Source organism: Cognatishimia sp. 1_MG-2023, assembly GCF_030548175.1.
Lineage (GTDB): Bacteria > Pseudomonadota > Alphaproteobacteria > Rhodobacterales > Rhodobacteraceae > Cognatishimia.
The window spans coordinates 160,612-178,466 of sequence record NZ_JAUORX010000006.1 but is presented as its reverse complement, the minus strand read 5'-3'; the positions used below and the strand labels follow the sequence as shown (position 1 = coordinate 178,466).

Genomic DNA, 17,855 nt, shown 5'->3' with positions numbered 1-17,855 from the left:
ATTTGCGCCGTCAATCTGAAATGAATCCTACTCACCCAACACAAACACGCGGCTGGGATGCAATTCACCCGCCTTGAACACGCCCACAGCAACGGGTTGCCCGTTCAGGCTGGCCCAACATTCCTCGCCGTATTCAATGTCATGCGCGATAACCATGCCGGCATTACCGTTTTTCAAACGCACAGCCCCCTCAGGCGTGCATTTCACTTCCGGCAAATCCGTTAGGCCTTCGGTGATGGGGCGCAGATGTGTGTCTAGCTCTGGCTGTTTCGCCATCGCGTCGATCTGCTCTAATGTTAGGCCGTCTTTGGCCTCAAACGGTCCCGACCAAACGCGGCGCAATTCGCGTACATGCCCGTAACACCCAAGCGCCTCACCCAAATCTCGCGCGATAGAGCGAACATAGCCGCCTTTGCCGCAGGTCAATTCAAGAAACACATGGTCTTCATCTTCGCGGTCCAACATCACAAGGCTTTCAACCCAAAGTGGGCGCGCCGCAATCTCAAATTCTTGATCGTCGCGTGCCAATTTATAGGCCCGTTCACCGTCAATCTTTACCGCAGAGAATTTTGGCGGAACTTGCTGAATATCACCAACAAACTGACCAAGCGCCGCTTTGATTTCGTCGTCCGTTGGACGATTGTCCGATTGCTCAATGATCTCGCCTTCGGCGTCATCCGTATTGGTGGCTTGGCCCAACCGCACGGTGAATTCATAGCACTTTAAGGCATCTGTGATGTAGGGAACTGTCTTTGTCGCTTCGCCCAAAGCCACAGCCAAAACGCCTGTTGCATCCGGGTCCAATGTACCTGCGTGGCCAGCTTTTTTAGCACCAAACGCCCAGCGTACTTTGTTCACCACAGAGGTAGAGGTGATGCCAGCTGGTTTATCAACAACCAACCACCCCGAAATGTCGCGTCCTTTGCGTGTGCGGCCCATATCTTCCCTCAAGTGCTGTGCGTATTTTCAATGGCTGCGCGTACAGAACCCACGTCTGCGCGTCAATCACTCAGTTGAAGGCGCATGAATGCCAGCGCTACTCCACGACACCCACAATTGGCCCCAACCAAAAGCCGGGATCAGAGCGGTTAAGCTGCCGCGCATGCACGCGACTGACCTTGCCGTCAAAATACAGGGCTTGCGGCGTCTTTAGCTCATCGCGAAAGAACCGGCCAAATTCATGAAATGTCACGCTGTTTTCGGACTTCACGAAAACAGCCAACGATCCGTCGCCAGATGTGCCAACCCCATTGCGAATAAACCGAGAGGTGCTGTTTTCAAGAAACCGGGGATGCAACGCGCCATCAATAACCAGCATCGGCCCAGATTGCGTTGCGTAGCGGCAATCTGGTTTCCGTTCGGCAAAATCTAGCGTTTCAAAAACATCAGCGCGGGCCGAACCGATGCAAAACACACCGTTTGGCAGCAATCCAAAATTCCCAGGGCTTGCGTTTGTAAACAATCGCTGTGCTTCAACACCATCTTCCAGATAGTAGCCAACCGGGCGTCTGTCTGGGTGATACATGCCTGCATTCATTGCAAAAGGTAGCGTCTTGCCAACTGGCAATTGCGCTTCGACGTCAGAAAACTGGCCAAGCACTTTGCCAGAATCGTCTCTTAGAAAAAGCCGCAAGTCTTCTTGCGTTGTGTCCACTTCGCAAACCGTAAACCGGTTGCCTTCAAAGGATTGAAGCCGACATTCCACTGCCAAAGCAGCGCTTGACCAAAACGCGGAAACAGCAAAGAGGCCAAGCCACAGTCTCACTCAGCGTCCTCGTCCTTTTCGACATCGCGTCGCACAGAATCGTCACTCAACATACGTCGTGTGGCATCCATTTGATCAAACGTCAGATCCAACTGAAACCGCAGATCAGGTGTGTGTTTCAGGCCAAGCTTCTTGCTGACCATCCGTTTCATCTCATACTTGTTCTTAGCCATGAGTTTCAGGATGATGTCTTTGCCTTCGCCGCCAAGCGGATACACATAGACCGTCGCGATCTTTAGGTCCGGTGATGTGCGCACTTCGCCAACTGTAATCGACATGCGATTCAGTTCGGTATCATGCACTTCGCCACGCGCCAAAATCTCAGAGAGAGCGCGACGGATTGTTTCACCGACTCGCAGCTGTCGCTGCGATGGGCCGGCATCTTTAAAGTTGTTCTTTGCCATATCCGTCACTTAAGGGGTTTCGCCCCCTTTGCCAAGCGGGGCAGATTGCAGTAAAGGCTGGGCCATACCGCAAAGGAGAGATTGATGGAAGACCTGCCAGGTATCGTAATCACAGGGGCCTCGGGCCGCATGGGGCAAATGCTGATCAAGACGGTTGTTGCCAGCGATAAGGCACGTTTGGTCGGTGCTGTCGAACGTTCGGGCCACGATTGGGTCGGACAGGATGTTGGTATCGCCATGGGTGGTGCAGCGCTTGGCGTTGTCGCAACCGATAAGCCATTGGAAGCATTTGCCAAAGCACAGGCTGTGATCGATTTCACAGCTCCAGCGGCGACAATCGAATTCTCCAAGTTAGCGGCGCAAGCACGTGCAGTGCATGTGATTGGCACCACAGGCATGACGGATGAAGAGATCGCAAAACTTGAACCTGCGTCACACCACGCTGTGATCGTACGTGCTGGCAACATGAGCCTTGGCGTGAATTTGCTCACCCAACTTACCAAAAAAGTTGCGGCAGCTCTCGACGAAGATTTTGACATCGAAGTCATCGAAGCGCACCACCATCATAAGGTCGATGCACCTTCAGGTACGGCGCTCATGTTGGGCGAAGCCGCCGCAGAAGGGCGCGGTGTCAAACTGGCTGATGTTAAAGACAGCGGTCGCGATGGTATAACCGGCGCGCGCAAGCGTGGCGATATTGGGTTTACCGCCATCCGGGGTGGCGACATTGTGGGCGAGCATGATGTGTTGTTTGCGGCAGCGGGCGAACGCATTGTCCTGCGTCACATGGCAACGGATCGTACGATCTTTGCGCGTGGGGCACTAAAGGCCGCACTTTGGGGCCAAGACAAGATGCCAGGCCAATATGATATGTTGGATGTTCTGGGGCTTTAAGCGCCCCAGGCTTCTTCTCTATCTAAATGCTAGCAAAGCAAGCGTTGTGCCATTTGGCGCAACCTTTTAGCTTACGGCATCTGCTGGTTTAGCAGTTGGCGTTTTCGCATTGCCAAATCCATTCATGCGCTTTGACCATTGATACCCAATCATAAATCCCTTGACGCGAGGGAGCATCAAAAGCGCGCTAATCACAGCAATTGCTGAAATCGAAAGCGCCATAAACAGGGGTGACGGGCGGAACCATGACCACATGATATGAAGTGCAAAGCCCATCACGTGTCCGACCAATAGAATAGTAACGTAGGCAGGCCCATCATCTGCGCGAGCATGGTGCAATTCTTCACCGCATTCGCTGCAACTATGTTCTACCTTTAGATAGCTGTGCAGAACTTTGCCTTCACCGCATTTTGGGCACCGCAAACGCAGACCTTTAAGGAGGGCAGGTTTTAATGGGCGGTTAGTTGTTATTTCAGTCATGGCACGTTCCAATATGATATTAGACCGAGGTATGCCGCGGGCTGTGAAATTACAATTCCTTTGCCTGCGACCAAGACGCACGGGGGGAAGATCAGCAACTATGCGTAGAGTATAGCATGAAAATCGTTAACTTATGTTCCTCTGTTTCGATTTTCCTTACTCTAATGCATATCGTTTAATTCACGTCCGTTGCGGACCTAGCCCCTTATATTTAGGGTATTTTTTGAACAATAACGGTTCTTAGCCTTTAACTTTTTGCCTGAACCCTTAGTGTGCGCACGAGCATTTTTCCTTGGCGTGCGCCGTTGCGCATGTTCTTATGTGATCAAATAAAAAATTGTATGGCTGTTTAAGAAATGGCCAAGACCTTGGGAGATTATTATGAAAACATCCTTGAAACTCGGCCTGTCCGCAATTGCAATGATGGCCGCAGGTGCTGTTTCTGCCGCTGAAATGGGCGCGACAGACGAGCCAATCAAACTGGCTTTGAACGAATGGACTGGCCAGCATGTCACAACCCATGTTGCTGGCGAAATGCTCAAAGCTGCGGGCTATAAAGTAGAGTACGTAACAGCAGGTATGATGAACCAATTCCAAGCAATCGCAGATGGCGACATCCACGCGACTTTGGAAATTTGGTCTTCTAACGTGTCTGACGAATATGCAAAGAAAATCGAAGAAGGCACAGTTGTCGAAATCGGTGACCTTGGTCTGGATGCCAAAGAAGGCATCGCATACCCAGCACACGTCGCAGACCTGTGCCCAGGTTTGCCAGCATGGGAAGCTTTGAAAGCCTGCGCGATCAACTTCGCAACTGCCGAAACCATTCCAAATGGTCGTTTGGTTGACTACCCAGCAGATTGGGGCACACCAGGTGCTGACCGTATGACAGGTCTGGCTCTGCCATTCAAAGCTGTTCCAGCAGGTTCCGAAGGTGCATTGATCGCAGAACTTCGCGCCTCCACCGAAAAGAAATCGCCACTGCTGATCACGTTCTGGCAGCCACATTGGGCAATGTCTGCCTATGACGTGAAATTCGTTGAACTGCCAGCAGGCGAAGACGCATGTTTCTCTGATCCAGCTTGGGGTCCAAACCCAGATGCGATCAACGATTGTGACTTCTCACCATCCCGTATCTTCAAAGCAGGTTGGTCTGGTTTGGCTGACAAATGGCCAGCAGCTGCTGAAATCCTCGAAGGTTACCAATTGTCCGTCGAAGCACAGCAACCAATGATGGGTGCCGTAGACGTTGACGGCCAAGCGGTTGAAACCGTTGTCGCAGAATGGATGGCTGCAAACGAAGCAAGCTGGAAGCCTGTCGTTGAAGCGGCAACTAAATAAGCAGTTTTATGACTGATAAGAATAGCGCCGCACCGGCGATTGCCGTCGAGGGCCTGTGGCAGGTCTTCGGCGAAGGGGCGCGTAACAGTCTTCAAAAGATTGGCACGCAGGACACGCGGGACACCGCAGCGAAACTTCAGGACCAAGGGTTGATCCCTGCGGTTCGTGACGCGAACTTTGAAGTTCAGTCAGGGGAGCTATTTGTCATTATGGGCCTGTCTGGCTCAGGCAAATCGACCCTCATTCGCTGTATCTCTCGTCTGGTTGAGCCCACAGCCGGTGCGGTGCGCATTGATGGCGAAGACATCCTTCAGGCAAGCGACAAGCGCCTTATCGACCTTCGCCGCAATAAGCTGGGTATGGTCTTCCAGCATTTCGGCTTATTCCCGCACATGAGCGTGGCCGACAACGTGGCCTTCCCATTGAAAATGCAGGGGGCAGGGCGGTCTGAACGCCGTGCGCGCGCTTTAGAAGTGATCAAACTCGTAGGTCTTGAAGGCCGCGAAGACGCTTATCCGCGTGAGCTGTCCGGTGGCCAACGTCAACGTGTAGGCATTGCGCGTTCTTTGGCGGTGAACCCTGACATCTGGTTCCTTGATGAACCTTTCTCAGCGCTCGATCCGCTGATCCGTCGCCAGTTGCAGGACGAGTTCCTGAACATCCAAGCGACACTCAAGAAATCTATCGTCTTCATCACCCACGACATCGCAGAAGCTCTAAAGCTGGCTGATCGCATCGCCATTATGCGTGATGGCGAAGTTGTACAAATTGGGACGCCAACGCAAATCGTGCTGAACCCGATTGATGACTACGTACGCGAATTCGCACGTGACGTGCCCAAAGGCCGCCACATGACCATCGGCGAAGTTATGGAACCCGTCGGCGACGGTCCCTTGGCTGGCGAATGGCCGGAATTGCGAACAGGCATGTCGTTAGAAGACGCCCTGACACAATGTGCCGCCACATTCGAAGCGGTTCCTGTCAAAGATGGCGACGGCAAAGTCGTTGGCATGGTGCGCCCAGATACATTCGTTAAAGCCCTCGGAGCCGAGGCCACATGACATTGACCCGCGGGACAAAAGCGGCGCTGATCGCTGTGATCGTTGGGGTTATGTGCCTTGTGCTGCAACCCTATTTTGCATGGCTGGGAAAATGGCCTGCTGCATGGACCTTTCCGGTCAATGAATGGCTAAGCTCAGGTGTGGGCGCGATATTGGACCTGTTTAAACCCGTCGCTCGCGGTTTATCTTGGCTGTTAGCTTTCCCGATGGACGGCGCCAGTTGGGTGCTCGGCAATACGCCTTGGCCCATCGTTATTGCCGCAACAGCTGCCCTTGGTTGGCGTCTAGGCGGTTGGAAAATGGCGCTGCTTGGCCTCTTTGGTCTGAGCTTTGTGCTGATCTCCGGCTATTGGGCGCAAAGCATGCGCACCTTGGCGCTGGTCTTTGTTTCGGTCCCACTTGCACTGCTCATGGGCCTCGCCATTGGCGTTTTAGCCTTCGAAGTACCCCGTTTCCGGGGTGCCGTGAATGCGACGCTCGACGTTATGCAAACGGTTCCGACCTTCGCTTATCTGACACCGCTTCTGTTTCTCTTTGGCTTTGGTCCGGTTGTTGGTCTTATCGCATCAGCCATCTACGCGGCCCCGCCAATGGCACGAAATGTCCTATTGGGCCTAGAGCGCGTCGAACATGATATCCGCGAAGCGGCCATCATGTCCGGTGGCACACGTCGTCAACAATTGCTGCTTGTCGAAATCCCGGCTGCTGGCAATCAAATCATGGTCGGTGTCAACCAAAGCCTAATGGCTGCCCTGTCGATGGTGATCATCGCAGCCGTCATCGGCGGCTTTGATGACATCGGTTGGGAAGTGCTTTTGACCATGCGCAAAGCGTGGTTCGGACAGGCATTCCTTGCGGGTTCTGTGATTGTGGTTTTTGCGATCGTTATCGACCGCATGTCCGCAACACTTGCCACACAGCGCCAACATTATGACGCTAAGATCGGTTGGATCATCCTCGCCATCGGTGCGATCTTGGCATTCGTTGTGCGCATTGATCCGGCAGAGATTGCGTTGCTTGATGGTGTCGCGGATGTTGTTGATACATCTGTTGGCGCTTTCACTGCTGCCAATGGTGCTGCTTTGGATAGCGTTAAAAATAACGCCATGTTCTATGGCTTGCTCCCATTACGCATCGGTCTTGACCAAGCGGTCCTGCCGTTCACTTGGGGTTTCCAGTGGCAACCAAGCTATTCACTGTGGTTCTTTGCAGCCGCCGTCGCGCTTGCGGGCCTCTGTGCAGCACGTGGTCGAATGCTGACGGGTCTCACCATTCTGCTTTGTGCGGGCATCCTTGAAACCGGCATCGCAGATTTACCTTGGCCCTTCGTCCTTGTCGGTGTCTGTGCCGTCGGCTGGGCATCTGGTGGCTGGCCACTTGTGCGCCTCTGCGCAATCCTACTGGGTTTGATCCTGCTGTCTGGCCTTTGGGAACGCGCGTTGCTGTCGCTCTACCTTTCGGGCGCGGCCGTATTTGCCTGCGCAATCGTGGGTGGCCTGCTAGGCTTCTGGGCGGCGGTTAGCAAAACCGCTTGGGTCATCCTGCGCCCCATGTGCGACTTGCTGCAAACGATCCCGCTGTTTGTGTTCCTGATCCCAGTCTTGATGTTCTTCCAAATCGGAGAATTTTCAGCTTTCCTTGCGATTTGCCTCTACGCAATCGTTCCGATGATCCGCTACACACGTCATGGGCTGACCACGACTCCGGATGATTTGATCGAGGCGGCAAAATCTTCTGGCGCAAATACATGGCAAACCATGCGAGAAGTCCGCGCGCCTTATGCGGCGCCATCCATTTTGCTGGGCCTAAACCAGACGATTCTCTACGCCTTTGCGATGCTCGTGATTGCCGCGCTCATCGGCACAACAGGCTTGGGGCAATCAATCTATCTCGCCTTGGGGCAAGCTGACATCGGCCTTGGCCTCTCAGCAGGTGCCGCCATGGCGATCCTCGCACTGATTGCGGATCGCCTTGTCCAAGGCTTCGCCGAAGAACGCCGCAAAGCGCTTGGCCTATGAATCAAAACAGGGGCTCGCAAAACACACGAACCCCTGTTTTTTCTTGATCCACAATACCTTGGGGTGAATGGAGCATAGCTCCAGAGGGGCAAAGCCCCTTCGATCATCACCCAAAAATCGCTCGTCAGAAATCGACGGCAATTCCCTTTTTCTCCCAATCTCCGAAACGCACAGGCTCCGGCCCATCACGCCCACCTAGCTCTGGGGCCAACCCAAGGTCTTTCGCGGCTTTACGACGTTCTTCCGCTTCGGCCAATGCTCGCACTGCCGCCTCGGGCAACGCGTTTGTGTCTTTTTCCATTTCGCTCATGCGCGGGGTTCCTTTCGCATTTGCCCCTTGATATACGCCCCCATCCCATTTGGACAAGACAGTCAGGAGCCCTTCATGTCGCAGACCGGCGTTCAAGCGCGGCGATCAGCCGTTTATCTGCTGGATCAAGTGCTGGGCGAAAGCCGAATGCTGACCGAAGTCATCGCCTCTGGTGCCTTGGATAAGCTCGAACCGGCAGAACGCGCAACCGCGCAGCGTTTGGCATTGGACACTCTGCGTAGCCTTGAGCGCGCTGACCGTCTTTTACAAAAGCATCTGAAAAAGCACCCTCCGCTATCGGTGCGCAATGCCCTGCGCATCGCAACGGTAGAGCTTTGCAATGGCGGCGCAGCCCATGGCATTGTGAACAGCGCTGTTGAAATCGTCGGGCGCAACAAACGCACCGCCACGATGAAGGGCCTTGTTAACGCTGTCCTGCGTAAGGTCGCGGCTGGGGGCCAAGAAGCGTGGGACATGTTGCGCGTGCCGCGCATGCCAAAATGGATTCGCGAGCCGTTGGTGTTGGCCTACGGCACCGAAGCTGTGATCGAGATTGAAAAAGCCCATTACGCGGGCGCACCGCTCGATTTAACGGCTAAAGGCGATATTGGCGCGCTACATCGCTCTTTGGGTGGGGAACTGCTTGAAACAGGCAGCGTTCGCTTAGCAGACAATGGTCAAGTGTCGATGATGCCCGGCTTTAAGCGAGGCAGCTGGTGGGTCCAGGATGCCGCTGCGGCAATGCCGGTTCAAATGCTTGCACCGCAGGAAGGCGAAGCAATTTTAGAACTTTGCGCCGCACCCGGCGGCAAGACGATGCAGATTGCTGCGGCCGGTGCCAAAGTGCGCGCAGTTGATGATAATCCCGCTCGGATGGAACGCGTCCGCGAGAACCTTAAGCGCACCAAGCTAGAGGCTGATCTTCAAGTCGGGGACGCGCTCAAAGAAACAGGCACTTGGGATGCCATTCTTTTGGACGCTCCGTGTTCTGCCACCGGCACAATGCGCCGCCATCCTGATTTGCCCTATGCCAAAGACGGATCAGAATTTGGCGAGCTGTTCGAACTTCAGGCGCAAATGTTAGACCACGCGATCGACATGCTCGCACCGGGCGGGCGTCTTGTGTATTGCACTTGCTCCCTGTTGCCAGACGAGGGCGAATGCCAAGTCGAGGACGCGCTTGCCAAGCATGAGAACATGAAAACGGACGTCGAGGCGCTCAAGCTACCGGGTATTGATCCAGCTTGGATCACCGAAGAAGGCGGCCTGCGCCTGCGTCCAGATTACTGGGCAGACAAGGGCGGCATGGACGGGTTCTACATCGCGGTTCTTCGCAAAGCGTAAAACAAAAAAGCCCCATGCGAAATATCTTCGCATGGGGCTTAGGCTCTCTCGAATTTGGAACCTTAGTGCGCCATGAAGATGGGCACCTCAGATTGTTCCAACATATGCCGGGTCGCTCCACCCAAAATCGACTCGCGGAAACGAGAGTGCCCATAAGCGCCCATGACAATCAGATCGACATCATTGTCGTTGGCATGACGTAAAAGAACGTCAGAAATTCGTGGCAAGGATTTGGCCATCACATCCACTTCTACCCGCACCCCATGACGCGCTAAGAATTGCGATAACAATCCACCCGGATCAGACCTGTTTGGGCCATGGCTCGGTGGATCAATCACAACCACACGCACCAATTCTGCCGCGCGTAAGAGTGGCAAGGCAGCCCGCACTGCGCGCAAAGCCTCTGGGCTTTCGTTCCAAGCAATCGTGATCGTTTTTGGGGCGACAACCGGTTCAGCTTGGTCAGGCAGCACAAGGACAGGGGCCTGAGCTTCGAATAGTGCGGCCTCGACAGTGCTTTCCATCTCAAATCCATGATCTGGGCCGTAGGGTTTGGACAACATTGTTAAATCCGCAAATCGGGCTCGCGCCGCGACATGGCGCGTTAAGTCAGACACCGGAGAAATGCCAGTTTCAATACCCCAGCGTGTTTCTGTTTTTTTCAAAAACGCTTCGGCTAAGGCTTCAATTTTTCCGACTTCTTCCCGTGCAACATTCAGTGATTGCTCGACGACCAAGGCGGTCGCACCGGCGTAATAATATCCGGTTTGACTACGATCCAGACCAAGGCAAAGCACATCAAGATGCGCATTTTGCGCGCGTGCGAATGCAGCGGCTTGCTTTAACGTGGTCTCTGCAAAATCCGTATCCGTCAGAACTGTAAGCAAAGATTTATAGGACATAACAGGCTCCTTCCCTTTGTGATGGGGTGGGCTCAAGGCCCTCGCACATAGCTTGCCGCCACATCGCAAGGCATTCCTTGATGCAGATCAAGGTTCCGTCAGGCCACTTGCCGCAAAACTGCACCGGAATGAATTCGCTCGGAGACCTTGAGTCGACATCCGGGCACGGTGAAGGGACGCGAAATGATCAACACTGTGAAGCTGATCGTGCTGGGGCTAATCACGCTATGCGCGATGATCGCTGCCAATTATGCGCGCGATCTGGCCTATATGGTGCATGCACTAATTATTGTGCTTGTATCCGGGGGCCTGTTTTTGTGGGTGCTGCGGGGGGTCGATGAAGACAAACCCGCTATTCTTCAATCTGAATATATGGACGGGGTGATACGCGCAGGCGTTGTTGCAACCGCCTTTTGGGGCGTCGTTGGCTTTTTGGTCGGCGTTTTGATCGCTTTCCAATTGGCCTTTCCCGTGCTCAACTTTGAATGGGCCGAGGGTCTTGCGAACTTTGGTCGCCTGCGTCCACTGCACACCAGTGCGGTGATTTTCGCCTTTGGCGGCAACGCTTTAATCGCAACCTCGTTCTACGTTGTTCAACGGACATGCGCGGCACGCCTTTGGGGCGGCAATCTCGCTTGGTTCGTGTTCTGGGGCTACCAGCTCTTTATCGTTCTGGCAGCAACCGGTTATTTGTTCGGTGGCACACAGTCCAAAGAATATGCAGAGCCTGAATGGCACGTAGACATCTGGCTGACCATCGTTTGGGTCGCCTATCTGGCTGTTTTCCTTGGTACAATCATCAAGCGCCGCGAAAAACACATCTACGTTGCGAACTGGTTCTACCTTGGCTTCATCGTCACCGTTGCGATGCTGCATCTCGTGAACAACATGACCGTTCCGGTCAGCATCTTTGGCTCTAAATCCGTGATCCTTTGGTCCGGTGTCCAAGACGCCATGGTGCAGTGGTGGTATGGCCACAACGCGGTTGGCTTCTTCCTGACTGCGGGTTTCCTTGGGATGATGTACTACTTTGTGCCAAAGCAGGCCGAAAAGCCGGTCTTTAGCTACAAACTATCCATCATCCACTTCTGGGCGCTGATCTTCTTGTATATCTGGGCGGGTCCACACCACTTGCACTACACAGCCCTACCTGACTGGGCGAGCACACTAGGCATGGTCTTCTCGATCATCCTGTGGATGCCAAGCTGGGGTGGTATGATCAACGGCCTGATGACGCTGCAAGGCGCATGGGACAAGCTGCGCACCGATCCAATTATCCGCATGATGGTGGCCTCACTTGCCTTCTACGGCATGTCCACCTTCGAAGGTCCGATGATGTCGATCCGCGCGGTCAACTCACTCAGCCACTACACCGACTGGACAATCGGCCACGTGCATTCTGGTGCGCTTGGTTGGAACGGCCTGATCACATTCGGCGCGCTTTACTACCTCGTGCCAGTGCTCTGGAAACGTGAACGCCTCTACAGTCTCAGCTTGGTGAGCTGGCACTTCTGGCTCGCGACAATCGGTATCGTTCTTTACGCATCCAGCATGTGGGTCACCGGCATCATGGAAGGCCTGATGTGGCGCGAAGTCGACGCGAATGGCTTCTTGGTGAACTCGTTTGCCGACACAGTGGCTGCGAAATTCCCAATGTATGTGGTCCGCGGCTTGGGTGGGGTGATGTACCTCGCTGGCGCAATCATCATGTGCGTGAACCTATGGCTAACAGTCCGCAAAGCACCGGCACAGGAAACATCCCTGACCGTTGCGGTCCCAGCGGAATAAGGAGGGCATAGAACATGGCCATTCTCGATAAACATAAATTCATCGAAACCAACGCTACGCTCTTGCTGGTACTTAGCCTTCTGGTCGTCAGCATCGGGGGGATCGTCCAGATTGCCCCACTGTTCTGGCTGGAAAACACCATCGAGGATGTAGAGGGCATGCGCCCCTACACTCCGCTGGAACTTGCCGGGCGTGACATCTACATCCGCGAGGGCTGCTACGTCTGCCACAGCCAAATGATCCGCCCCATGCGCGACGAAGTTGAACGCTACGGGCACTATTCATTGGCGGCAGAATCCAAATACGATCACCCACATCAGTGGGGGTCCAAACGGACGGGGCCTGATTTGGCTCGTGTTGGCGGGCGCTATTCTGATGACTGGCACGTGGATCACTTGATCAACCCACAATCCGTTGTCCCAGAATCCGTGATGCCAAAATACGGCTTCCTAGAGCGTCGCAACATTGATGGCGAATACATCGGCGATCTGCTGAAAGCCAACGCCTTTGTTGGTGTTCCATACAGCGACGAAATGGTGGAAAACGCCCAAGCTGACTTCCTTGCCCAAGCTGACCCAGATGCCGATTACGACGGCCTTCTGGAACGCTATGGCGAAGAGATCGCCGTGCGTAACTTCGATGGCAACCAAGGCGTGACCGAAATGGATGCGCTGGTGGCTTACCTGCAAATGCTGGGCACGTTGGTTGATTTCTCAACCTTCACACCCGACGCAAGCCGATAGGAGGCGATCATGGAAACCTATTCCTTCCTACGCGAATTCGCCGATAGCTGGATGCTTCTGTTTCTCTTTGTGGTCTTTATCACTGTGGTCATCTGGGTATTCCGCCCCGGTTCCAGTGCTGAATACCGAGAAACATCCAGCATTCCTTTCCGTTACGACGACGCACCTGCTGCCACCCAAGACGAGGGACGGACATGAGCAAGAAACCAACCAAAAAACCCGAAGTGCCCACCACAGGTCATACGTGGGATGGTATTCAGGAATACGATAACCCCATGCCGCGCTGGTGGCTCTGGTGCTTTTATCTGACCATCATCTGGGGCATCGGCTATGCCATCGCTTATCCCGCATGGCCGGGTATCCAATCCGCCACTGCAGGTGTGCTGGGCTATTCGACCCGAGGCGAAGTCGCCGCGGAAATCGCTGCTGCGAATGCACGCAACGAGGCGATCAACACTCGCCTTGCCAGCGCAGACTTAAGCACAATCGCAGATGACGTAGAGCTGAATGGCTACGCAACATCCGCAGGCTCAGCCGTGTTCAAAACATGGTGCGCCCAATGCCACGGGTCCGGTGCTGCTGGTGCAAAGGGCTATCCAAACCTCTTGGACAATGACTGGCTCTGGGGTGGGGATATTGAATCCATCCACGAAACCGTGCGCGTTGGTATCCGTACAGAAACGCATGACGAAACCCGCTACTCCGAAATGCCAGCCTTTGGCGTCTTTGAAATGCTGGATGACACCCAATTGGATCAAGTTGCCAACTACGTCATCTCGCTAAGTGGCGAGCCTCAAGACGCCACAATGGTCGCAGCAGGCGCAGCCCTCTTTGAGGAAAACTGCACCAGCTGTCACGGCGAGAAAGGCTTAGGTGATCGCGAGCAAGGTGCGCCAAACTTGGCAGATGCGATCTGGCTCTATGGTGGCGATTTCGACACCGTACGCGAAACCATCTACGGCAGCCGCTTCGGCGTTATGCCCAATTGGGATGCGCGCCTGACAGAGGCACAAATCAATGCGGTGGCCGTTTATGTACACCAGCTTGGTGGCGGCGAATAAGAATAACGTAAGTTAGGCAGAAGGGCGCGGTGAAAGCCGCGCCCTTTTTGTATGAGTGGCCTCAGATACATCCTATTAATTTTACTATTTGTTCATGAAAGACTAAGATCAACGAACGGTTTGGGAAGTTACTTCCACCAATTTCAAAAAGGCTTCCCCCTTGACCACCAAAACAATGCTGCACCCCCGTAACCAACACAAAGAAGGTTACGATTTCACGCGTTTAGTGGCGCAAACCCCTGAACTTGAAGCATTCACAACCAAAAATCCCGCTGGTCAGACAACGATTGATTTCCAAGATGTGCAGGCCGTCCGAATGCTGAATCGGGCATTGCTAAAGACATATTATGACATCAATTATTGGGATATCCCCGCCAATTACCTATGCCCACCAATTCCCGGTCGTGTCGATTACATCCACTACCTCGCGGATGTGCTGGCAGACAGCAATAAACATGAAATCCCGCGAGGACAGGGCGTCAAAGCTTTAGACATCGGCACCGGCGCCAGCTTAGTCTACCCACTGATCGGCCAGAGCGAATACGGCTGGCATTTCACCGGCGTAGACATCGACGCAGGCGCAATCAAATCAGCGCAGAAGATTTGCGAAGTCAACAAACTGGACGTAACGCTCAGACCGCAAGATAAACGCGAGGATATCTTTAGGGGCGTGATCAAACCCAGCGATAAGTTTCACTTCACCATGTGCAACCCGCCATTCCATTCCTCAATGGAACAAGCCAACAAAGGCACCCAACGCAAATGGCGCAACCTTGGAAAAGGGCATTCAAAGAAACTTAATTTCGGCGGCCAAAACGCAGAGCTTTGGTGCCCCGGCGGCGAGATAAAGTTTATCGCAACGATGATTGAGCAAAGCACTGAGTTCGCGAACCAGTGCCTGTGGTTTACATCCTTGGTTTCGAAAAAAGATAACCTTCAGCCACTCAAAAGATTTTTGAAGAAGGCTCAAGTTCTCGACTATAAAGTCGTCGAAATGGCGCAAGGTCAAAAGAAAAGCCGTTTTATTGCTTGGACTTACATAAAGAGAAATCAGCGATCTCTGTTCTTCAAAAACCTGTAAGATAATCAAAGGCAACCCAACAGGCTAAGCCGCTCAGCTCCTTATCCCACCAACAACAGCCCAATCGCCAGAGCTGCAGGTACGGCCTGCACAAACAAAATCCGCCGACTGGCTGTCATAGCCCCATAGATCCCAGCCACAAGCACGCAAATCAAAAAGAACATCGCTACGTTATGCGACCACTCCGCGTCCAAAATCAGGCGCGACCAAACCAGCCCAACAGCGAGAAACCCGTTATACAGCCCTTGATTGGCAGCCATGGTTTTTGTCGGCCCAAATAAGTCCTTTGGAAAACTGCGGAACACTTTAGGTCCACGGCTTTCCCATGCAAACATCTCAAACCACATGATATAAAGGTGCAGCGCTGCGATCAGCAGGATCAGGATAGAGGTGGCAATAGCCATAAGTTTGGTGCTCCGTTTCAACGTAACACATCTGACACGCGCCTTGCCGTCAGACAACAGTCCAAAAAAAATGCAAATTTGATCTGCGTCAAAGCCGCGCTCCTCCAAATACAGCACAGTCCAACCGGAGACAGACATCCCATTCGTGTAACACTTCGTGCAACACACAGGATGTCTGGAGGGTTGCCCGGCCTTCACGTCGGGCATCGGTGTCGGCTTTCCGTCCTGTTCGCGCGTTTCCTGGAGGGCCGACACCTAAATCAACCCCAATCAGCTCGACCGATTGTCACAGGAAAACTTGATACAGGTCAAAGCCGCGAAAGGCGTGCTCTGCCAAAAAAGAGACAATAGAAATCCAACGCGAGCGAACACGTGCCAGATTCCCAAAACACTCCAAACCTATTTGCGGCCCGAGAACCGGTTTTTCCGCGTCGCGTCACGGGCTATTTTCGCAACCTAAAATGGGTCATCATGGCGGTCACGCTGGGTATCTATTACCTCGTGCCGTGGATCCGCTGGGACCGCGGACCAAACCTGCCGGATCAAGCGGTTCTCGTTGATATGGCCAGTCGCCGGTTCTTTTTCTTCTGGATCGAAATTTGGCCACACGAGTTTTACTTCGTTGCTGGCCTGCTGATCATGGCGGGTCTTGGCCTGTTTCTATTCACCTCAGCGCTGGGCCGTGTCTGGTGCGGTTATGCCTGTCCACAAACCGTTTGGACCGATCTTTTCATCCTCGTCGAACGCTGGGTCGAGGGCGACAGAAACGCGCGCCTTCGTCTGCATCGCCAGAAAAAATGGGATTTCCGCAAGGTACGCCTGCGCACCACCAAGACCATTCTCTGGATACTTATCGGCCTCGCCACTGGCGGTGCTTGGGTGTTCTATTTCGCCGACGCGCCAACCCTGCTGGTTCAACTCGTAACCGGCCAAGCACACCCCATTGCCTATTCCTCAATGGCAATTTTAACCGCAACCACTGTCTTCTTCGGAGGCTATGCCCGCGAACAAATCTGCATCTACGCCTGCCCATGGCCCCGCATCCAGGCTGCCATGATGGACGAAGACACCCTAACCGTTGCCTACCGCGATTGGCGCGGTGAGCCGCGTGGAAAGCTGAAAAAGGCGGAAAATGCGCCACCGCAGGGCGATTGCATCGATTGCATGGCCTGCGTCAACGTTTGCCCAATGGGTATCGACATCCGCGATGGTCAGCAGATGGAGTGTATCACTTGCGCGCTTTGCATCGACGCATGTGATGATGTCATGGACAAAGTCGGCAAGTCGCGCGGCCTCATTGACTACGTGGCCCTCAGCGATGAACCACATGAACGCGCAGGCAATCCTCCAAAACCAACGTGGAAGCACATCCTACGCACCCGCACGCTGATCTACACAGCACTATGGTCCCTCGTCGGTGTCCTGCTGATCGTCGCGCTCTTTATGCGCAGCGCCTTTGACGTCACCGTTGCACCCGTACGTAATCCAACCTTCGTGACCCTGTCAGATGGGGCCATCCGCAACACCTACGAAATCCGTCTGCGCAACAAACACGGCGACATGCGTCCGTTCGAAATTTCCATCAAAGGCGACACTGCATTGCAAGTTTCCCTTGAGGGCAATCAAGACGACACCGTCCTCGTCCCTGCGGACGCCACCCAATTGCAACGGGTCTATGTCGTAGCACCAAAAGGGTCTGAAGCAGCCCTAGACAGCCTCACCGATCTGCGGTTCTGGATACAAGACACCACAACCGGGGACCGCGTTCACAAAGACACTGTATTCCATGGAAAGGGCGAATAATGACCCGCGAATTCACAGGCCGCCACGCCGCCATCATCTTTGTCAGTGCCTTTACGGTGATCATCGGGGTGAACCTCACCTTAGCCTATTCCGCCGTGAATACGTTTCCGGGGGTAGAGGTGAAAAACTCTTATGTGGCCAGCCAAACCTTTGACACCCGCCGCCACGCACAACAGGCGCTGGGCTGGACAGTGACTGCCAAAGAGGTCGGCGGCTTGCTGATCCTGTCGATCACGGATGAAACCGGCACACCCATCACGGTGCAATCCATGCAAGCCGTGTTGGGCCGCGCCACCCACGTGCAAGAAGACCAATCGCCAGAGTTCACCTTTGACGGCACAGCCTATGTTGCCAAAGCAGCGCTGAACGCAGGCAACTGGAACATCCGCCTGACCGCAACCGCACTAGACGGCACGCCGTTTGAACAACGTGTGCCCTTTGTGGTGAAAGGCTAAT

Annotated in this window: 19 protein-coding genes; 12 read left to right on the top strand and 7 right to left on the bottom strand. The window is 54.0% G+C overall.

All coding sequences use genetic code 11. The features are described from left to right. Positions 1 to 27: 27 nt before the first annotated feature. The 3 genes from truB to rbfA all read right to left on the bottom strand — a co-directional run bounded on the left by truB (position 28) and on the right by rbfA (position 2,169). Positions 28 to 939 carry a tRNA pseudouridine(55) synthase TruB gene (truB, locus tag Q4544_RS11995; RefSeq protein ID WP_303506588.1) on the bottom strand — a complete coding sequence of 304 codons (912 nt, stop codon included), beginning with the start codon at positions 937 to 939 and terminating at the stop codon, positions 28 to 30. A gap of 97 nt (positions 940 to 1,036) precedes the next feature. Beyond that, on the bottom strand, positions 1,037 to 1,765 hold the full coding sequence (locus Q4544_RS11990; protein ID WP_303506586.1) for a phosphodiester glycosidase family protein: 729 nt from the start codon (positions 1,763 to 1,765) through the stop codon (positions 1,037 to 1,039). After that, positions 1,762 to 2,169, bottom strand: coding sequence for a 30S ribosome-binding factor RbfA (rbfA, locus tag Q4544_RS11985; protein WP_303506584.1), 408 nt, complete (start codon positions 2,167 to 2,169; stop codon positions 1,762 to 1,764). The genes Q4544_RS11990 and rbfA overlap by 4 nt, the downstream gene beginning before the upstream one ends. 84 nt (positions 2,170 to 2,253) lie before the next feature. On the opposite strand from rbfA, the gene dapB reads away from it, so the two are divergent. Then, on the top strand, positions 2,254 to 3,063 hold the full coding sequence (gene dapB, locus Q4544_RS11980) for a 4-hydroxy-tetrahydrodipicolinate reductase (protein ID WP_303506582.1): 810 nt from the start codon (positions 2,254 to 2,256) through the stop codon (positions 3,061 to 3,063). 66 nt (positions 3,064 to 3,129) lie between these two features. Here dapB and Q4544_RS11975 read toward each other — a convergent pair whose 3' ends face one another. Next, on the bottom strand, positions 3,130 to 3,543 hold the full coding sequence (locus Q4544_RS11975) for a DUF983 domain-containing protein (RefSeq protein WP_303506580.1): 414 nt from the start codon (positions 3,541 to 3,543) through the stop codon (positions 3,130 to 3,132). Positions 3,544 to 3,924: 381 nt separating this feature from the next. Between Q4544_RS11975 and Q4544_RS11970 the strand changes: the two genes are divergently transcribed. Genes Q4544_RS11970 through Q4544_RS11960 form a run of 3 tightly spaced genes read left to right on the top strand, consistent with a single transcriptional unit; the run spans position 3,925 to position 7,963 of the window. After that, positions 3,925 to 4,884: an ABC transporter substrate-binding protein gene (locus tag Q4544_RS11970; protein ID WP_303506577.1), complete on the top strand. Its 960-nt coding sequence runs from the start codon at positions 3,925 to 3,927 to the stop codon at positions 4,882 to 4,884. Positions 4,885 to 4,892: 8 nt separating this feature from the next. Continuing rightward, positions 4,893 to 5,945, top strand: a complete 1,053-nt coding sequence (locus Q4544_RS11965) for a glycine betaine/L-proline ABC transporter ATP-binding protein (RefSeq protein WP_303506575.1) — start codon at positions 4,893 to 4,895, stop codon at positions 5,943 to 5,945. Next, on the top strand, positions 5,942 to 7,963 hold the full coding sequence (locus Q4544_RS11960) for a proline/glycine betaine ABC transporter permease (RefSeq protein ID WP_303506573.1): 2,022 nt from the start codon (positions 5,942 to 5,944) through the stop codon (positions 7,961 to 7,963). Before Q4544_RS11965 ends, Q4544_RS11960 begins: the two co-directional genes overlap by 4 nt. A gap of 124 nt (positions 7,964 to 8,087) precedes the next feature. Here the strand turns inward: Q4544_RS11960 and Q4544_RS11955 are convergent, their stop codons facing one another. Continuing rightward, positions 8,088 to 8,273, bottom strand: a complete 186-nt coding sequence (locus Q4544_RS11955; protein WP_303506571.1) for a DUF1674 domain-containing protein — start codon at positions 8,271 to 8,273, stop codon at positions 8,088 to 8,090. Between the two features lie 75 nt (positions 8,274 to 8,348). Between Q4544_RS11955 and Q4544_RS11950 the strand changes: the two genes are divergently transcribed. After that, positions 8,349 to 9,617: an RsmB/NOP family class I SAM-dependent RNA methyltransferase gene (locus Q4544_RS11950; protein ID WP_303506570.1), complete on the top strand. Its 1,269-nt coding sequence runs from the start codon at positions 8,349 to 8,351 to the stop codon at positions 9,615 to 9,617. 62 nt (positions 9,618 to 9,679) lie between these two features. Here Q4544_RS11950 and Q4544_RS11945 read toward each other — a convergent pair whose 3' ends face one another. Continuing rightward, positions 9,680 to 10,519, bottom strand: a complete 840-nt coding sequence (locus tag Q4544_RS11945; RefSeq protein ID WP_303506568.1) for a universal stress protein — start codon at positions 10,517 to 10,519, stop codon at positions 9,680 to 9,682. A 183-nt stretch (positions 10,520 to 10,702) separates the two neighbouring features. Here Q4544_RS11945 and ccoN point away from each other — a divergent pair, with 183 nt between their 5' ends. The 5 genes from ccoN to rlmF all read left to right on the top strand — a co-directional run bounded on the left by ccoN (position 10,703) and on the right by rlmF (position 15,192). After that, positions 10,703 to 12,307 (top strand): cytochrome-c oxidase, cbb3-type subunit I, encoded by a 1,605-nt coding sequence (gene ccoN / locus Q4544_RS11940; protein WP_303506566.1) that lies wholly within the window; start codon positions 10,703 to 10,705, stop codon positions 12,305 to 12,307. A 14-nt stretch (positions 12,308 to 12,321) separates the two neighbouring features. Next, positions 12,322 to 13,050 carry a cytochrome-c oxidase, cbb3-type subunit II gene (gene ccoO / locus Q4544_RS11935; protein ID WP_303506565.1) on the top strand — a complete coding sequence of 243 codons (729 nt, stop codon included), beginning with the start codon at positions 12,322 to 12,324 and terminating at the stop codon, positions 13,048 to 13,050. Positions 13,051 to 13,059: 9 nt separating this feature from the next. Further along, positions 13,060 to 13,248: a cbb3-type cytochrome c oxidase subunit 3 gene (locus Q4544_RS11930; RefSeq protein ID WP_303506563.1), complete on the top strand. Its 189-nt coding sequence runs from the start codon at positions 13,060 to 13,062 to the stop codon at positions 13,246 to 13,248. After that, the gene (gene ccoP / locus Q4544_RS11925; RefSeq protein WP_303506561.1) at positions 13,245 to 14,111 is read left to right on the top strand and encodes a cytochrome-c oxidase, cbb3-type subunit III; all 867 of its coding nucleotides are present in this window, start codon (positions 13,245 to 13,247) and stop codon (positions 14,109 to 14,111) included. The genes Q4544_RS11930 and ccoP overlap by 4 nt, the downstream gene beginning before the upstream one ends. Before the next feature lie 160 nt (positions 14,112 to 14,271). Then, positions 14,272 to 15,192, top strand: a complete 921-nt coding sequence (gene rlmF / locus Q4544_RS11920; protein WP_303506559.1) for a 23S rRNA (adenine(1618)-N(6))-methyltransferase RlmF — start codon at positions 14,272 to 14,274, stop codon at positions 15,190 to 15,192. Positions 15,193 to 15,233: 41 nt separating this feature from the next. On the opposite strand, the gene Q4544_RS11915 is transcribed toward rlmF, so the two are convergent. Next, positions 15,234 to 15,596 carry a DUF1304 domain-containing protein gene (locus tag Q4544_RS11915; RefSeq protein ID WP_303506557.1) on the bottom strand — a complete coding sequence of 121 codons (363 nt, stop codon included), beginning with the start codon at positions 15,594 to 15,596 and terminating at the stop codon, positions 15,234 to 15,236. A gap of 372 nt (positions 15,597 to 15,968) precedes the next feature. Between Q4544_RS11915 and ccoG the strand changes: the two genes are divergently transcribed. Both ccoG and Q4544_RS11905 read left to right on the top strand, forming a co-directional pair. Next, a complete protein-coding gene (gene ccoG, locus Q4544_RS11910; protein WP_303506555.1) occupies positions 15,969 to 17,399 on the top strand; it encodes a cytochrome c oxidase accessory protein CcoG in 1,431 nt (476 codons plus the stop codon). Continuing rightward, positions 17,399 to 17,854, top strand: coding sequence for a FixH family protein (locus Q4544_RS11905; RefSeq protein ID WP_303506553.1), 456 nt, complete (start codon positions 17,399 to 17,401; stop codon positions 17,852 to 17,854). Before ccoG ends, Q4544_RS11905 begins: the two co-directional genes overlap by 1 nt. Position 17,855 lies beyond the last annotated feature (1 nt).

What these genes read in the sequence shown, in the direction of transcription:
- Q4544_RS11970 (WP_303506577.1), top strand. Translation starts at nt 3,925, where the DNA reads ATGAAAACATCCTTGAAACTCGGCCTGTCCGCAATTGCAATGATGGCC.
- Q4544_RS11945 (WP_303506568.1), bottom strand. Translation starts at nt 10,519, where the DNA reads ATGTCCTATAAATCTTTGCTTACAGTTCTGACGGATACGGATTTTGCA.
- Q4544_RS11960 (WP_303506573.1), top strand. Translation starts at nt 5,942, where the DNA reads ATGACATTGACCCGCGGGACAAAAGCGGCGCTGATCGCTGTGATCGTT.
- dapB (WP_303506582.1), top strand. Translation starts at nt 2,254, where the DNA reads ATGGAAGACCTGCCAGGTATCGTAATCACAGGGGCCTCGGGCCGCATG.
- Q4544_RS11950 (WP_303506570.1), top strand. Translation starts at nt 8,349, where the DNA reads ATGTCGCAGACCGGCGTTCAAGCGCGGCGATCAGCCGTTTATCTGCTG.
- Q4544_RS11915 (WP_303506557.1), bottom strand. Translation starts at nt 15,596, where the DNA reads ATGGCTATTGCCACCTCTATCCTGATCCTGCTGATCGCAGCGCTGCAC.
- Q4544_RS11975 (WP_303506580.1), bottom strand. Translation starts at nt 3,543, where the DNA reads ATGACTGAAATAACAACTAACCGCCCATTAAAACCTGCCCTCCTTAAA.
- Q4544_RS11905 (WP_303506553.1), top strand. Translation starts at nt 17,399, where the DNA reads ATGACCCGCGAATTCACAGGCCGCCACGCCGCCATCATCTTTGTCAGT.
- truB (WP_303506588.1), bottom strand. Translation starts at nt 939, where the DNA reads ATGGGCCGCACACGCAAAGGACGCGACATTTCGGGGTGGTTGGTTGTT.
- ccoP (WP_303506561.1), top strand. Translation starts at nt 13,245, where the DNA reads ATGAGCAAGAAACCAACCAAAAAACCCGAAGTGCCCACCACAGGTCAT.
- ccoO (WP_303506565.1), top strand. Translation starts at nt 12,322, where the DNA reads ATGGCCATTCTCGATAAACATAAATTCATCGAAACCAACGCTACGCTC.
- Q4544_RS11955 (WP_303506571.1), bottom strand. Translation starts at nt 8,273, where the DNA reads ATGAGCGAAATGGAAAAAGACACAAACGCGTTGCCCGAGGCGGCAGTG.
- ccoN (WP_303506566.1), top strand. Translation starts at nt 10,703, where the DNA reads ATGATCAACACTGTGAAGCTGATCGTGCTGGGGCTAATCACGCTATGC.
- rbfA (WP_303506584.1), bottom strand. Translation starts at nt 2,169, where the DNA reads ATGGCAAAGAACAACTTTAAAGATGCCGGCCCATCGCAGCGACAGCTG.
- Q4544_RS11965 (WP_303506575.1), top strand. Translation starts at nt 4,893, where the DNA reads ATGACTGATAAGAATAGCGCCGCACCGGCGATTGCCGTCGAGGGCCTG.
- Q4544_RS11930 (WP_303506563.1), top strand. Translation starts at nt 13,060, where the DNA reads ATGGAAACCTATTCCTTCCTACGCGAATTCGCCGATAGCTGGATGCTT.